The following is a 15,131-nucleotide window of genomic DNA, read 5'->3' as shown; positions in this document are numbered from 1 at the left end:
GCCGGTTTTTTTGATTTTTAGGTACTTATTCCCGAACCGGACAACATAAGTTGAAGCCCGTCCTCATAAGATGTATCAAACATACCTCGCTGAGGGGGCTGAACAGGATGAATAAAAATTCCGGAATCAAGCAGCGCAGAGAAGAACGTATACAGCAGCTAATCGCGGGAAGCAAAGCGGAGACGTATCCCTCTGGCATATATCAGTACAGGCACGGGGATAAAGATATGAGGTCGATGCCTATAGTCAGTGCCGACTCGCCCAGAGACCCAGAAACGGAGTGGAAAAATGAGCGGCAACACTGGCAGCAATCTTTTGGGGCGAATCGTGCTCCGTCTTTTTGGACTTCCTTTTGGCGAAGGTCAGTCATAGCAACGGTGTTATTTGGAATGGTATGGGGAATGTTTCGTTGGGATATTCCTTATGCAGTGAATTTGAGAATGTTTATTGCGGATGCCTTGAATAAGGATATGGATTTTGCAGCCGTCGGACAATGGTATGAAACTTATTTTGACGGAGCTCCTTCCTTTTTGCCGATTTTTGGAGAGGAGCATGAAACGCACAAGGTAGCCGCAAATCGAAAGGGCTCTCCACCGATCGAAGGCACTATAACACAGCCTTTTGTACTGAGCCTGAAAGGGGTAGAAATTACGCCGAATGTCACTGACAACGGGCCAATCGTTGTTAAAAGTATAGATGCAGGACGAGTATTAGACATATTAAATCATCCCAAAAGCGGGATTTCGGTTACAGTTCGACACACTGGCGGTATCACAGCAACTTACGGGAGGCTTTCCCGCTCTACCTTAAAAGTGAACGACTGGGTTCAGGAGGGAGATGAGATCGGTGTACTGCCAGCAAGTCGCAGCGGCAGCGAGGGGGCAACTTTATTTTTGGCAGTTCAGAGAGGGGATCACTACATTGACCCGTCGGAAGTGGTAGCCCTTGATTAATGTCCGAGGGGTGACCTTATCACTACATCCACTGTTTGTATTGGTTATGCTGACCTCCATAATAACGGGACATTTTATCGAGATCATCACTTTATTTACATTGGTGTTTATTCATGAGCTAGGTCATGCGACAGCTGCTTCGTTGTTAGGCGCGCGGGTGCTTTCCATACAGATGCTACCCTTTGGAGGAGTTGCGGTCATTGAGGATCAGGGGAAGCTCAATGCGTGGAAGGAGATTGTCATTGCGCTAGCGGGGCCCCTGCAAAACGGAATCATGATCATCATCCTTTTATGGTTCAAAAATGTGAGTGGACCGGAGTATGATTATGTAAATTATATAATTCAGGGGAATGCAGTTATTGCACTGTTTAATTTGCTGCCCATTTTACCACTTGATGGTGGGAAAATATTGCAGGCAATGATTAGCTTATCCTTTTCTTATCACCGCACATTAGTGTGGACCTTTAGGGCCAGTATCGTAACGAGTCTGCTATTTTGTATGTATGGTATTTCACCGTTGTTAAGGCAAAATGGGCCTATGCATTTAAATCTGCTGGCGGTAGGGATTTTTTTGCTTTATTCTAATATTGTGGATTATCGGAATATCCCTTACCGTTTTATACGGTTTTTGCTGGGGAGGGACGAGCTTTTTTACCGCGAAATAGCTAAGGGAAGTATTGCCTTACCTATTGTATCCCTGCCAATGAAACATTTGGAGCCTATTTTGCGTCTTTTCAGAAGAGATCGGTATCATATGGTTTATGTTATGAATGAACAGGGACGAATTGTAGCCGTACTGCCGGAGCAACGCCTTATTCGCTCTTATTTTGCGACACGCCCGCCAGATGGTGGAGAACCCAAGCCTAAATAATGTTTTATGAGTAAGAAAGAGGCTGTATCCAGAGAGGTTGAAAAACCATGAAGCAAATGATTGTACAATGCCAGCAGCAGATGACCCAAATGGCGCTGTTGGAAGAGGGACGATTGGTTGAATATGCGGCTGAACTACCGCGAAAACGGGGGATTCTAGGTTCTTTTTTCAAAGCGAGGGTGGTCAATGTGCTACCAGGTATGCAAGCCGCCTTTGTTGACATTGGACAGCGAAAGAATGCCTTTTTGTACGTAGATGACGTACTTCATGCTCATTTGGACAAGCAGCCGGAGGTAAAGCCATCCATTTCTGAAGTGTTAAAGGTGGGGCAGGAAATTGTAGTACAGGTATTAAAAGAGGCAGTTGGTAGCAAAGGAGCCAGGGTCACCACTCATTTTTCACTTCCGGGTCGCTGGATCGTATATATGCCCCGTGCTGATTATGTGGCCGTATCCAAGAAGATCGAACGTGAGGGCGAGCGCACCCGTTTGAAAGCAATGGGAGAGCAGCTACGCACAAGTGAGGAAGGACTCATAATCCGTACCGTTTCGGAGGACATGAGTATAGATGCGATTGAAAATGATCTGAATCAACTGCGTAAGCAGTGGACGGCTATTCAGCGTAAAGCGGGTGAATACTCGGCTCCGTGCGAATTACACCGGGATTTAAGTATTGTTCAGCGATTGATTCGGGATGTGTTTACACCTGAACAGGATGAACTGGTTATTGACAGTGAAGAGCAAGCAAAGGATGCAGAAATCATGCTGCAACAGATTGGTCCTGCGAAAGCTCATGTAAGTATATTTCGTGGTGCAGAAGAAACGATTTTTAAAGCTTATGGCATTCATGAGCAGCTGGAACGCGATTTTGCGCGAAAGGTATGGCTGCAGGGCGGTGGATACATTGTCATTGATCATACAGAGGCATTAACCGTTATTGATGTGAATACGGGAAAGTTTACGGGAGGCAGTAATCTGGAAGAAACGGTAACCCGGACTAACATTGAAGCAGCTGAAGAGATTGCCCGCCTGGTACGTGTGCGTGATATTGGTGGTATCATCATCATTGATTTTATTGACATGGAACAAGAGGAGAACCGTCGGGAAGTATCCTCTGTGCTGGAAGCAAGATTGAAGAAGGATCGGACCAAATCTTATGTTGTCGGTTGGACGCGGTTAGGTTTGCTGGAAATGACCCGCAAAAAAGTGCGTGAAGAAAAGACGCTCGTGTAGAGCGATGCGTAACCCAAAATCATTTTAAAACTAAAGGTTGAATGTGTATAAAGCTTGTGCTATAATCATTTAGTATGTGTGATGCGTAAGATTGGCTGCACATGCTGTAACCGCTCCAATCAGGTACTGAAGTGCAGTATCCTAAGGGAATCTGCCACCTGCTATTAGGCGAGTCTGAGACATAAGGAGGTGCAAGCAAATGTACGCAATTATCGAAACAGGTGGTAAGCAATACAAAGTTCAAGAGGGCGACGTATTGTTCATCGAGAAGTTGGAAGCTAATGATGGTGAAACTGTAACGTTCGATCGTGTTCTGGCAGTGTCCGGCGACAATGGCTTGACAGCAGGTACACCGCTTCTTTCTGGAGCTTCTGTAACAGCTAAAGTTGAGAAGCATGGTCAAGGTCAAAAGGTCATCGTATACAAATACAAACCTAAAAAGAACTACCATGTGAAGCAAGGTCATCGTCAACCGTACACGAAAGTGACGATTGAAAAAATCCAAGCGTAAGAGGGTGCGATAAGTGATTATCGTGCGTATTACACGACTGGAGGATGGCAGCATACAGGGGTTTTCCGTTAAAGGACATGCAAATTTCGCTAAATCTGGCGAGGATATCGTATGTGCTGGCGTTTCGGCGGTAACAGTAGGAACTGTCAATTCGATTGGAGCTCTTACGGACGTTGAGATGGAAACGGAAATGGAAAACGGCTTTTTAAGCGCGTATCTTTCTCCTGAAAGTTATCATGATGCGAACGCACAGGTTCAACTGTTGCTGGAGTCCATGGTGATTATGCTGACAAGCATTGCTGAATCATACGGTAAGTATATTCAAATAGAAAATAATCAAAGAAGGAGGTAGACATCATGTTGAAATTGACATTGGATCTTCAATTATTCGCATCGAAAAAAGGTGTAGGTTCCACAAAAAACGGACGTGACAGTAAATCGAAACGTCTTGGAGTGAAACGTGCTGACGGTCAAGCAGTTACCGGCGGTAGCATCCTGGTTCGTCAACGCGGAACGAAAATTCACCCGGGCACGAACGTGGGCATCGGTAAGGACGACACCCTGTTCGCGAAAGTGGACGGCGTTGTGAAGTTCGAACGTTGGGGCCGTGATCGCAAAAAGGTGAGCATCTACCCGATCGACGTTGCTCCAGTAGCAGCTACTGTAGAAGCTTAATAGCGGCTTAGACACGCTGAAAAGCCTCCGGCACTTTTGTCGGAGGCTTTTTTGCATGATGGTAATGAACTGGAAAGTTAGTCTGTGCTATACTGGATTAAGGTTCTTTAATAATCCATTTAATTATCGCAGAACGGAGAGAAGCCATGTTCCAGCGGATAAGAGCGCCTTATCTGGCGTTGGGTTCCATTCTGATTCCTTTGGTTTTTTCACTGCTCTATCCCGAAGTATTAACGATTATCTTATTAGCAGTATGGTCTGTAGTTGCTGCATGTTTTGGTATGTGGTATACGAATAGACAGGTTGAGTATGAGCGGAAAGCTGCTTTGCGTTCTTTTGAGCGTACAGCGATTGCAATGCTTAACCATCATCGGCATGACTGGATGAATGACTTGCAGGTGCTTTATGGATATATTCGCATGAATAAGCATGATAAATCTGTTGCTTATGTGGAAACAATAAAAGGGCGCGTGGCGGAAGACAGTAAAATATCTAAGTTGGGTATTCCCTCACTGGTGTTTTATTTACAGTCTTTTCGCGTGAACGCCGGTAATTTACAGTTGTCGGTACAGGTTGAGGAGCAGTTAAAGTTAGACGCTGTCATGTCTCCCGAAGACGGCGAGTCGCTTGCCTCGGCCGTCATAGAAACGGTGCGTGCGTATCAATATGGCGGGGGCCGGTCGTCCTGGGGAGAAGTGCGCAGATTGACACTTTATTTCGGTATGGATCAGAATGATGTTATCGTCCGTTTTGAAGGAAGTGACATACCTGCGGATTTGAATATCCTTAAGCGGGTCAGATCCGTACCCGGAAGTGAACGCATTCGAACAGAGAAGCTCCCTACGGGCGAAATGTTTCAAATTCGGATGCAGTGCCAGACATAAGGAAGGTGTAACCATGTTTGTAGATAAAGCGAAGATTTTTGTTAAAGGCGGAGACGGCGGAGACGGATTAATTGCGTTTCGTCGTGAGAAATACGTTCCTGAAGGTGGCCCAGGTGGTGGTGACGGAGGGAACGGTGGAGATGTAATTTTCCGTGTAGATGAGGGTTTGCGTACCTTGATGGATTTTCGGTACCAACGACATTTTAAAGCCCAGCGTGGAGTGAAAGGTCGTAACAAAAGTCAACACGGAGCCAATGCGGAGCACATGATCGTACGTATACCACCGGGAACGGTCATCATAGATGATGATACTGGTGAAGTAGTAGCAGATATGACACGTCATGGTCAACAAGTCGTCGTAGCTAAAGGAGGACGCGGAGGACGCGGGAACATCCGTTTTGCTACGCCGAGTAATCCAGCGCCTGAGTTGGCTGAGAATGGCGCAGAAGGACAAGAACGTTATATCACGCTTGAGTTAAAAGTGATGGCTGACGTAGGTTTGGTCGGGTTCCCTAGTGTAGGAAAGTCTACCTTGTTGTCTGTTGTATCTTCCGCGAAACCGAAAATTGGGGCATACCACTTTACAACGATTACTCCGAATTTGGGCGTTGTAGATGTGGGTGATCATCGTAACTTTGTGATGGCGGATTTGCCTGGTTTGATTGAAGGAGCTCATGAAGGTATTGGGCTGGGACATGAATTTCTGCGGCACATTGAGCGGACGCGTATTATTATCCATGTCGTGGATATGGCGGGCTCCGAAGGACGTGACCCGTTTGAAGATTGGACTAAAATTAACGACGAATTGAAACAATATAATGCAGCATTGGCTGAGCGTCCACAAATTGTGGCGGCCAATAAAATGGATATGCCGGAAGCGGAAGAAAACCTGGCTCACTTCAAAGAGCAGATTGCTTCTATACGTCCTGATCTTGAAATCATGCCTATTTCCTCACTGACACGTCAAGGTGTGAAGGAACTGCTCTACCGGGCTGCTGATTTGCTGGATCAAATACCAGACGAGCCGGTTGTTGAGGAAGTAGCAGAAGTCAATGAACGTAAGGTATTTAAGCTGGATACAGCAGAAGACGAGGGCTTTACAATTGTACGTGAAAACGATACATTCGTGGTGCAGAGCCCTAAAATTGAGCGCATGATGAAGCGCATGCAGTTGAACTCGCATGATGCTATTTTGAAATTAGCAAGAACGTTACGCCACATGGGTGTGGATGCTGAGTTACGCAAGCGTGGTGCCAAAGATGGTACATCTGTACGCATTGCTGATTTCGAGTTCGAATTTGTTGAAGGCAGCAGCTACTACTAAATTTTAAATTAAGGTCTAAAACCTGAACGGTTACTGTACTATAGGAAACTCTATAGAAGGCAGTAGCCGTTTTTTGCATTGTTTGCTTGCCGATTTTCATGAGTTTCGATATAATGTCCTCTATACAAAAACATAAGTCTTTGAGGAGAGGACGTTCTTGAAAGAGCGCTATTACTTGGTACGGGAAGATATTTTGCCTGAAGCTATTGTTAAGACCATACAGGTGAAACTGCTGCTGGCTTCAGGAGATGTTAAAACCGTGCATGATGCCGTCGAGCAAGTTGGGCTAAGCCGAAGCGCCTTTTATAAATATAAGGATGGCATACATTTGGTTAACCAGCTGGAGCGTGAGCGAATTGTTAATATCTCTATTGATTTGGAGCATCAATCCGGAATGTTGTCCAGGGTGCTTGGCAGAGTGGCAGATTTCGGAGGCAATGTGCTGACGATCCAGCAAAGTATTCCACTGCAAGGCAGAGCCAACGTAGTCATCTCGGTAGAAATGTCCAGACTCAGTGAAGAGTTGGGTGTTCTACTGGAGGGCTTGGAAGATATCTCTGGAGTCAAACGTGTTCGCCTGATTGGGCAAGGTTAAGGCAATACAGTTCATTGGATAAAAGTTAGCAGGAGGGGAATGGATGAAACCGGTCAAAGTAGGATTGTTAGGTTTGGGGACGGTAGGAACGGGAGTCGTTCGAATCGTAGAAGGCAATCAGGAAGACTTGAGCAGACAAGTCGGTTCACCGATCATCATTGAAAAAATAGCTGTAAAAAACATAGAAAAATATCGTTCCATTGAAGTGGAGACGAGCAAGCTTACTGAGGACCCATGGGAAGTTATTCGGGACCCTGAAATTGATGTAATTATCGAAGTCATGGGCGGCGTTGATCAGACGAAGGAGTACATTCTGGAAGCGCTGGAGCGGGGTAAACACATCGTAACAGCAAATAAGGACTTAATGGCTTTGCACGGTTCTGAAGTATTAGCAAAGGCGCAGGAAAAGCAGTGTGATATTTTTTATGAAGCGAGTGTAGCAGGTGGTATCCCGATCATTCGTACATTAATTGAAGGTTTCTCCTCCGACCGCATTACCCGCATTATGGGGATTGTGAACGGTACGACAAACTTTATTTTAACCAAAATGAGTCAGGAAGGGGCCTCGTACGAGGAAGTTCTCAAGGAAGCGCAGGAGCTTGGGTATGCTGAATCCGATCCGACCTCAGACGTGGAAGGACTGGATGCAGCCCGTAAAATGGCAATTCTCGGCACGCTGGGTTTCCGCTCTAATGTAGAGCTCAAGGATGTAAGTGTCAGCGGCATTTCAAAGGTAACCAGTGAAGATATTGCTTTTGCTAAAAAACTAGGATATGAAATGAAATTACTCGGCATTGCAGAGAGACAAGGTGATGAATTTACGATTAACGTTCAGCCGACTATGGTACGAAAGCAGCATCCATTGGCTTCGGTGAACGGGGTATTCAACGCGGTATATGTGCATGGTGAAGCAGTGGGTGAAACCATGTTTTATGGTGCGGGTGCAGGTGAAATGCCAACGGCAACATCGGTTGTAGCCGATTTAGTAGCTGTAGTGAAAAATCTCAAACTTGGTGTCAATGGGCTTAAAGCCATCGTTCCTTACAACCCTAAAAAAATTAGTAACGACGAAGATGTGTATTTCAAAAACTTCGTGCTTCTGCATGTGGATGATAAAGCAGGGGTGTTGGCACGGATTACGCAAGTATTTGCTGAATTTGATGTCAGTCTGGCATCTGTTGTGCAGCAACCGAATGAGGTTAACCCCGATGCTGAAATTATTATCGTGACTCATTTAGCCAGTAAAGCAAGTATGAAAAAGGTTTTGGAGCATTTTGAAACTTTGGACGTCATCCGTCGGATCAAGAGCGTATATCGAGTAGAGGGATAGTCAATAAAAGCAGGAGGAATTGTCTGTATGACCGTTTTAAAAACAGCAAGAGTGCGTGTGCCTGCGAGTACGGCCAACTTGGGTCCCGGCTTTGATACATTGGGCATGGCATTGTCCTTATATGCATGGATTGAAATGAAGGAGGCCGAACAGACGGCTTTTCATTTATACGGAGATGAAATGAATGGTGTTCCCCAAGATAAAACTAATCTGATTTTCAAGGTAGCACAAATGGTTTTTCGGGAAGCAGGTGTATCAGTTCCTGAGCTCGATATTTCGATGTACTCAGATATTCCACTCACTCGTGGTTTGGGCAGCAGTGCTTCCGCCATTGTGGGCGCCTTGGTCGCTGCAAATACGTTGATTGGCTCGCCTCTGCCGGATTCCAAGTTGTTCGATATGGCAAGCGCCATTGAAAAACATCCGGATAATGTTGGAGCTTCTCTGTTTGGCGGTATTATTACAGCGATGTGGGACGGTGAGCGTGCTAGGCATTTACGACTTGAACCGGATACCAATCTGGAGGTTATGGTAGTTATTCCAGATTTTCAGCTGTCCACGTCGAAAGCCAGAGAGGTTCTACCCGCACAAGTATCATTGAAGGATGCTGTATATAATATAAGTCATGCTTCCATGTTGGTAGCAGCATTGGCATCAGGGCGAACCGACTTAATCGCTGAAGCGATGCGTGATCAGCTTCATCAGCCTTACCGCGCGGCACTTGTGCCAGGTATGACAGAGATCTTGCAGGATGCGCACCATTATGGTGCTTTGGGTGTGGCTCTAAGTGGGGCTGGACCAACGTTGCTGGCATTGACAGATCGGCGGGAAAATCGGAAAGCAGAGCTGGAGCAGTATTTAACGGATACCATGAACAAAGAGGGGATCACTGCTTCTGTTTTAAAATTGCGCCCTGAGAATGAAGGAGTTAAAGTATATACAGAAGGGAATACTCTCCCTTTTATGGATATGATTAAAGGGGAACTTACGATATGAAACGAATTGCACTTCTTCCTGAGGGGACTGTTTCTCATGAAGCGATTAAGTATTTGTTAGGAGATACGTCCCATGAATTACTTTTTTACAAACATATCGCGGACGTATTTCAGGCAGTAGACAAGGGTCAGGCAGACTATAGTGTAATTCCCATTGAAAATACGATTGATGGCTCTGTAAGTTTGCATATGGATTGGCTTGTACATGAAGTAGACATTCAAATGCAGGCGGAATGGGTATATCCTTCAATTCAAAATCTTATTGGTCATCGCAGTGAATTTACGAAGGATTTGGACAAGCTGGATTTGAGCAAAGTGGTCAAAATTATGTCTCATCCTGTAGCGCTTCCTCAGTGTAAAGAATTCATACAGGCTTTCGCTCCTCAGGCCGAGCTGGAGAGTGCAGGAAGTACGGCGGAAGCCGTCGAAATTGTTAAACATAACCCCGGTAAAGGCTGGACCGCTCTCGGAACCAAGCTTGCGGCTGCCAAACACGGATTGGATATTTTGGCCAGCAAAGTGACGGATCACGATAACAACTTTACCCGCTTTGTCTTGATCGGTCATCAACCTATAAGTCTCCCGGGTGTGCCTGAAGGTCAGCGCACCAGTATTTTGGTCACGCCGCCGCAGGACTTCCCGGGAGCGCTGCATCAGGTTTTATCCGCATTTGCATGGCGCAGGTTAAATCTGTCCCGTATTGAATCGCGTCCGACCAAAAAGCAATTGGGGAATTATTATTTTTACATTGAAGTTTTGGAATCTCTGCATTCCGTTCTGCTTCCAGCAGCCTTTGCAGAGATCGAGGCTTTGGGGTGCCGTGTACGTATTCTTGGCTCTTATCCAAGCTACAAGTATGTTGAAGCAGCGATCGAACCTACTTTAAAGGAACATTAATCGGAGGTGTGATTTTAATGGCAGAACAATGGATCTATCTGGATGGGCAGCATGTGACTAAGGAAAACGCAAAGGTTTCCGTATATGATCATGGATTCTTGTACGGAGACGGTATATTTGAAGGCATTCGTATTTATAACGGGAATATTTTTAAATGTAAGGAGCACTTGGAGCGCCTGTATGATTCTGCGAAATCCATTCAATTAAACATTCCGTTGTCTTCTGATGAAATGTTGGAAGCAATGGCTGAAACGATTCGTCTTAACGAAATGCGTAACGGATATATCCGTCTAGTTGTATCCCGAGGTGCAGGAAATCTAGGTTTAGACCCTCTTCGTTGTGCGAAGGCGAGTGTCATCATTATCGTGGAGCAGCTCGCCATTTACCCAGAAGAAGCTTACTTGACTGGCCTGAAGACAATTTCTGTCTCTCAGCGTCGCAACATCCCGGATGCTTTGAATCCGAAGATTAAATCATTGAACTATCTCAACAATATCCTCGTGAAGATCCAGTCTAACTATGCTGGTGTAGGTGAGGCTATTATGCTCAATTCCCAAGGATATGTGACGGAAGGCTCTGCAGACAACATTTTCATTGTCAAAAACGGAGTGTTGTATACACCTCCTTGCTATTTGGGAGCGCTTGAAGGAATTACTCGTAATGCTATTATCGATTTGTGTGCTAAGCTTGGGTACTCCCTTAAGGAACAACCTTTTACACTGCATGATGTATATGTTGCGGACGAGGTGTTTTTTACAGGAACTGCGGCAGAAGTTATTGCAGCTTATGAGGTGGATGGTCGTACGATCGGCTCCGGCGTTGCTGGCCCAGTGACTTTGGAGCTCCTGACTGAATTCCGGAAGATCGTGGATCAGGATGGCTACAAAGTGTGGCAGGACTAAAATAAAACCGAATCCTTTTAACTGAATGCTCGCGAGAGTATTTAGTTAAAAGGATTTTTTTGTTTGTATGGGGTCATTCGCCCGGTAGGTGCATAGGATGTAATAACAGAAGCCGGGCGTTTATCCCGCCCGAACGAAAGTCTAGGAGGTTTGTGACCTGTGAAAATACACATCGTCAAAAAAGGTGACACTCTATACTTGCTGGCACAGAAGTATAATGTGACGCTGGAGAAAGTTATTGCCGCCAATCCCCAATTGGCAGACCCTAATCAGTTGAGCATCGGAGAGAAAATTAAAATTCCGACAGAGCCTGTCACGATGGAAACACAGCCGTCAACGGTATATCAACACAAGGTTAAGCAAGGAGATTCATTGTGGAAATTGTCCAAGGCGTGGAATGTACCGCTCAAGCTAATTATTGATGCCAATTCCCAGCTTAAAAACCCGAATGCACTACTGGTTGGAGAAACAGTTAATATTCCACACTACAAAGAAGAGAATTCTGATTTTACTGAGAATAAAAAAAATACCGCAGTCAAAGAAGAGATGACACAGCCTAAAACCGAATCCCCGACCAAGGAAGAACTTACCCAGCCCAAGGCGGAATTAATACAGCCTAAACCGGAGAATATGCCTAGCCCTAAAGAAGAGATGACACAGCCGAAAGAAACAGTGAATCCTCCTAAGCTTCCTGAATTAAAACTGCCTGAAGTTCCTATGGCACCCGTAAATCCCGCTCCACCTCAAATGCAGCCCATAGTTACACCACCTGCTCCACCTCAAATGCAACCTATAGTTACCCAACCGATTGCATCTAAGCCACAGCTTCCTACAACTGTTGTGAAGCAACCTGTAGCTGAAAAGTTTTGCGGCTGCACAAAATCGGAGTCGATGGTAAATTCCGAGTGGTCGATACAACAGCCGACATCTGATTATAGCCCACAAATAAATGCAATGCCGAACTCGTGGTATCCGGGGATTGGGTCTCCTCAAGCGCCTATAAATACCTCCTTAGCAGAATATGCCTCTCCTATTGTAGTTTCTGATCAGGGCTATCATCATGACTGTGAGCATCCATGGTGCTGGGGGCCTGTGCAGACACCAATTATAAATGCCTATCCAACACCTTATCCTGCCTATTCAGATTGCTGCGCCCCCGGATATTATCCGAGCCATGAAGTGTCTGAAAATGCATCCTATCCTGTCTATCCTCCATTTATCCATCAAGGGCATCCGCCGCAGTATTCAGAGAGTACAGTCCAGAGCAGTCAATGGAGCCAGGCATGGGGAGGACCTCCATATGGTTTGCCTGCGGCTGGACACGTATCCGACTATAGCCAACTACAAGGACAACAATCTGCGAATTCCCCTTATCATCCGTTTGCGCATGGGAATGCACCTATGTATCCATTAGAGGGATATACAACACCCTATATGTTTATGCCAGACTGTGGATGCCGGGAAGAGAACGTCCAGTCGGCACCAGCAATTCCAGGAACGCAGGAGGTAGGTAACAATCTGACTATAGCATCCCAAAATGAAATTGATTCTTCTTCTAAAACAAAGGATCGTAGCGTGAGTAAAGGTAAATCAAAAGACAGCTCTGGCAGCACATCCAAAGAAGAGACGTCCAAAGTCAAGGTTTCCAGTAAAAATGCTACTCATAAGAAGCAAAAATCCCGTAATTCAACTGGAGGAGAAACTCGTTCCTCATCCTTTAGTGCTCGTTCGCGTAAAAATCCATGGATTAGGGACTGACGTGGCTAAAAGTAAAAGAAGAGAGACTCCTAGTAGTGCCCTGGCTTTATTAGTCATTAAGAGAAAGAAATGAATGTTAAAGAGACTGTTATTCTGCTTGAGGGAATAATGGTCTCTTTATTTAAATGCAGTGATTTTAAAGATGAGAAAATAATTTTTTAAAAAAGGTGTTGCTACTAAGCTTATATATGTGGTATATTCTTATAGCTGTCTTTTACAAGATAGTTAGCAACACGAAAACAAAGCAGAGTTGATTATAAAATTCTCTTAAAAAAAGTGTTGCAAAGACGCAGAAAACATGATATATTATTTAAGTCGCCGCTGAGATGCGGTGGTGAAACAAAGTGAGATATGATGTAGGTTTGATCTTTGAAAACTGAACAACGAGTGAGTAAAACGATTTTGTTCGCAAAATCAAACAAGAGATATTTTTATCTCGTCAGTTTCAACATGAGCTTATCGCTCTTTCTATAAACCAGCTTCGGTTGGTCTTTAATGGAGAGTTTGATCCTGGCTCAGGACGAACGCTGGCGGCGTGCCTAATACATGCAAGTCGAGCGGGGTTGTGTAGAAGTTTGCTTCTACACAACCTAGCGGCGGACGGGTGAGTAACACGTAGGCAACCTGCCCACAAGACAGGGATAACTACCGGAAACGGTAGCTAATACCCGATATATCCTTTTCCTGCATGGGAGAGGGAGGAAAGACGGAGCAATCTGTCACTTGTGGATGGGCCTGCGGCGCATTAGCTAGTTGGTGGGGTAAAGGCCTACCAAGGCGACGATGCGTAGCCGACCTGAGAGGGTGATCGGCCACACTGGGACTGAGACACGGCCCAGACTCCTACGGGAGGCAGCAGTAGGGAATCTTCCGCAATGGGCGAAAGCCTGACGGAGCAACGCCGCGTGAGTGATGAAGGTTTTCGGATCGTAAAGCTCTGTTGCCAGGGAAGAACGTCTTGTAGAGTAACTGCTACAAGAGTGACGGTACCTGAGAAGAAAGCCCCGGCTAACTACGTGCCAGCAGCCGCGGTAATACGTAGGGGGCAAGCGTTGTCCGGAATTATTGGGCGTAAAGCGCGCGCAGGCGGCTCTTTAAGTCTGGTGTTTAATCCCGAGGCTCAACTTCGGGTCGCACTGGAAACTGGGGAGCTTGAGTGCAGAAGAGGAGAGTGGAATTCCACGTGTAGCGGTGAAATGCGTAGAGATGTGGAGGAACACCAGTGGCGAAGGCGACTCTCTGGGCTGTAACTGACGCTGAGGCGCGAAAGCGTGGGGAGCAAACAGGATTAGATACCCTGGTAGTCCACGCCGTAAACGATGAATGCTAGGTGTTAGGGGTTTCGATACCCTTGGTGCCGAAGTTAACACATTAAGCATTCCGCCTGGGGAGTACGGTCGCAAGACTGAAACTCAAAGGAATTGACGGGGACCCGCACAAGCAGTGGAGTATGTGGTTTAATTCGAAGCAACGCGAAGAACCTTACCAGGTCTTGACATCCCTCTGACCGCTGTAGAGATATGGCTTTCCTTCGGGACAGAGGAGACAGGTGGTGCATGGTTGTCGTCAGCTCGTGTCGTGAGATGTTGGGTTAAGTCCCGCAACGAGCGCAACCCTTATGCTTAGTTGCCAGCAGGTCAAGCTGGGCACTCTAAGCAGACTGCCGGTGACAAACCGGAGGAAGGTGGGGATGACGTCAAATCATCATGCCCCTTATGACCTGGGCTACACACGTACTACAATGGCCGGTACAACGGGAAGCGAAATCGCGAGGTGGAGCCAATCCTAGAAAAGCCGGTCTCAGTTCGGATTGTAGGCTGCAACTCGCCTACATGAAGTCGGAATTGCTAGTAATCGCGGATCAGCATGCCGCGGTGAATACGTTCCCGGGTCTTGTACACACCGCCCGTCACACCACGAGAGTTTACAACACCCGAAGTCGGTGGGGTAACCCGCAAGGGAGCCAGCCGCCGAAGGTGGGGTAGATGATTGGGGTGAAGTCGTAACAAGGTAGCCGTATCGGAAGGTGCGGCTGGATCACCTCCTTTCTATGGAGAATCGTTTCCTGCGATGGAAACATTCAAATATGAAGCGTAAGCTTCAAAAACTACTCACTCGTTGCTCAGTTTTGAGAGCTCAAACTCTCAAAAAAAGCTGGTTGTTTACAGCTTTGCACCTTGAAAACTGGATACCGAAACGAAATT

The 15,131-nt window shown here is 46.1% G+C and carries 14 protein-coding genes, 1 rRNA gene and 1 other annotated feature; all 15 genes read left to right on the top strand.

Annotated features, from left to right (window positions below; genetic code table 11):
- The first annotated feature begins 107 nt into the window (after positions 1–107).
- The 15 genes from NSQ57_RS18790 (at position 108) to NSQ57_RS18720 (ending at position 14,975) form a co-directional block, all read left to right on the top strand.
- Positions 108–953, top strand: a complete 846-nt coding sequence (locus tag NSQ57_RS18790; RefSeq protein ID WP_340932984.1) for a M23 family metallopeptidase — start codon at positions 108–110, stop codon at positions 951–953.
- Complete coding sequence (locus NSQ57_RS18785; protein WP_029518424.1) at positions 946–1,824, top strand: M50 family metallopeptidase; 879 nt, start codon at positions 946–948, stop codon at positions 1,822–1,824. Before NSQ57_RS18790 ends, NSQ57_RS18785 begins: the two co-directional genes overlap by 8 nt.
- 47 nt (positions 1,825–1,871) lie before the next feature.
- A complete protein-coding gene (locus NSQ57_RS18780) occupies positions 1,872–3,056 on the top strand; it encodes an Rne/Rng family ribonuclease (RefSeq protein ID WP_340932982.1) in 1,185 nt (394 codons plus the stop codon).
- Positions 3,057–3,154: 98 nt separating this feature from the next.
- Positions 3,155–3,242: a sequence feature (ribosomal protein L21 leader region), on the top strand.
- A 13-nt stretch (positions 3,243–3,255) separates the two neighbouring features.
- Positions 3,256–3,567 (top strand): 50S ribosomal protein L21, encoded by a 312-nt coding sequence (gene rplU, locus NSQ57_RS18775; RefSeq protein WP_013311592.1) that lies wholly within the window; start codon positions 3,256–3,258, stop codon positions 3,565–3,567.
- Between the two features lie 13 nt (positions 3,568–3,580).
- Positions 3,581–3,919, top strand: a complete 339-nt coding sequence (locus tag NSQ57_RS18770; RefSeq protein WP_013311591.1) for a ribosomal-processing cysteine protease Prp — start codon at positions 3,581–3,583, stop codon at positions 3,917–3,919.
- 5 nt (positions 3,920–3,924) lie between these two features.
- Positions 3,925–4,242: a 50S ribosomal protein L27 gene (gene rpmA, locus NSQ57_RS18765; protein ID WP_039272574.1), complete on the top strand. Its 318-nt coding sequence runs from the start codon at positions 3,925–3,927 to the stop codon at positions 4,240–4,242.
- Positions 4,243–4,388: 146 nt separating this feature from the next.
- Positions 4,389–5,126 (top strand): Spo0B domain-containing protein, encoded by a 738-nt coding sequence (locus tag NSQ57_RS18760; protein ID WP_029518427.1) that lies wholly within the window; start codon positions 4,389–4,391, stop codon positions 5,124–5,126.
- Between the two features lie 13 nt (positions 5,127–5,139).
- Positions 5,140–6,450 carry a GTPase ObgE gene (gene obgE / locus NSQ57_RS18755; RefSeq protein ID WP_039272573.1) on the top strand — a complete coding sequence of 437 codons (1,311 nt, stop codon included), beginning with the start codon at positions 5,140–5,142 and terminating at the stop codon, positions 6,448–6,450.
- Positions 6,451–6,607: 157 nt separating this feature from the next.
- The gene (locus NSQ57_RS18750; RefSeq protein WP_013311587.1) at positions 6,608–7,045 is read left to right on the top strand and encodes an ACT domain-containing protein; all 438 of its coding nucleotides are present in this window, start codon (positions 6,608–6,610) and stop codon (positions 7,043–7,045) included.
- Between the two features lie 43 nt (positions 7,046–7,088).
- Complete coding sequence (locus tag NSQ57_RS18745; protein WP_029518429.1) at positions 7,089–8,375, top strand: homoserine dehydrogenase; 1,287 nt, start codon at positions 7,089–7,091, stop codon at positions 8,373–8,375.
- Positions 8,376–8,402: 27 nt separating this feature from the next.
- Positions 8,403–9,371: a homoserine kinase gene (thrB, locus tag NSQ57_RS18740; protein ID WP_165148813.1), complete on the top strand. Its 969-nt coding sequence runs from the start codon at positions 8,403–8,405 to the stop codon at positions 9,369–9,371.
- Complete coding sequence (pheA, locus tag NSQ57_RS18735) at positions 9,368–10,267, top strand: prephenate dehydratase (RefSeq protein WP_342425151.1); 900 nt, start codon at positions 9,368–9,370, stop codon at positions 10,265–10,267. The genes thrB and pheA overlap by 4 nt, the downstream gene beginning before the upstream one ends.
- A 17-nt stretch (positions 10,268–10,284) precedes the next feature.
- Entirely contained in the window at positions 10,285–11,169 is an 885-nt protein-coding gene (gene ilvE, locus NSQ57_RS18730; RefSeq protein WP_165148833.1) for a branched-chain-amino-acid transaminase, read from the top strand.
- 159 nt (positions 11,170–11,328) lie between these two features.
- Positions 11,329–12,927, top strand: a complete 1,599-nt coding sequence (locus NSQ57_RS18725; RefSeq protein WP_342425150.1) for a LysM peptidoglycan-binding domain-containing protein — start codon at positions 11,329–11,331, stop codon at positions 12,925–12,927.
- 492 nt (positions 12,928–13,419) lie between these two features.
- Positions 13,420–14,975 (top strand): 16S ribosomal RNA (locus tag NSQ57_RS18720).
- Positions 14,976–15,131 lie beyond the last annotated feature (156 nt).

It is taken from the genome of Paenibacillus sp. FSL L8-0502, from assembly GCF_038593055.1.
GTDB classification, from domain to species: domain Bacteria; phylum Bacillota; class Bacilli; order Paenibacillales; family Paenibacillaceae; genus Paenibacillus; species Paenibacillus polymyxa_D.
Note: the sequence above shows the minus strand (reverse complement) of the source record. Positions and strands in the feature narration are given on the sequence as shown.

What these genes read in the sequence shown, in the direction of transcription:
- ilvE (WP_165148833.1), top strand. Translation starts at nt 10,285, where the DNA reads ATGGCAGAACAATGGATCTATCTGGATGGGCAGCATGTGACTAAGGAA.
- rplU (WP_013311592.1), top strand. Translation starts at nt 3,256, where the DNA reads ATGTACGCAATTATCGAAACAGGTGGTAAGCAATACAAAGTTCAAGAG.
- NSQ57_RS18790 (WP_340932984.1), top strand. Translation starts at nt 108, where the DNA reads ATGAATAAAAATTCCGGAATCAAGCAGCGCAGAGAAGAACGTATACAG.
- NSQ57_RS18780 (WP_340932982.1), top strand. Translation starts at nt 1,872, where the DNA reads ATGAAGCAAATGATTGTACAATGCCAGCAGCAGATGACCCAAATGGCG.
- pheA (WP_342425151.1), top strand. Translation starts at nt 9,368, where the DNA reads ATGAAACGAATTGCACTTCTTCCTGAGGGGACTGTTTCTCATGAAGCG.
- thrB (WP_165148813.1), top strand. Translation starts at nt 8,403, where the DNA reads ATGACCGTTTTAAAAACAGCAAGAGTGCGTGTGCCTGCGAGTACGGCC.
- obgE (WP_039272573.1), top strand. Translation starts at nt 5,140, where the DNA reads ATGTTTGTAGATAAAGCGAAGATTTTTGTTAAAGGCGGAGACGGCGGA.
- NSQ57_RS18745 (WP_029518429.1), top strand. Translation starts at nt 7,089, where the DNA reads ATGAAACCGGTCAAAGTAGGATTGTTAGGTTTGGGGACGGTAGGAACG.
- rpmA (WP_039272574.1), top strand. Translation starts at nt 3,925, where the DNA reads ATGTTGAAATTGACATTGGATCTTCAATTATTCGCATCGAAAAAAGGT.
- NSQ57_RS18760 (WP_029518427.1), top strand. Translation starts at nt 4,389, where the DNA reads ATGTTCCAGCGGATAAGAGCGCCTTATCTGGCGTTGGGTTCCATTCTG.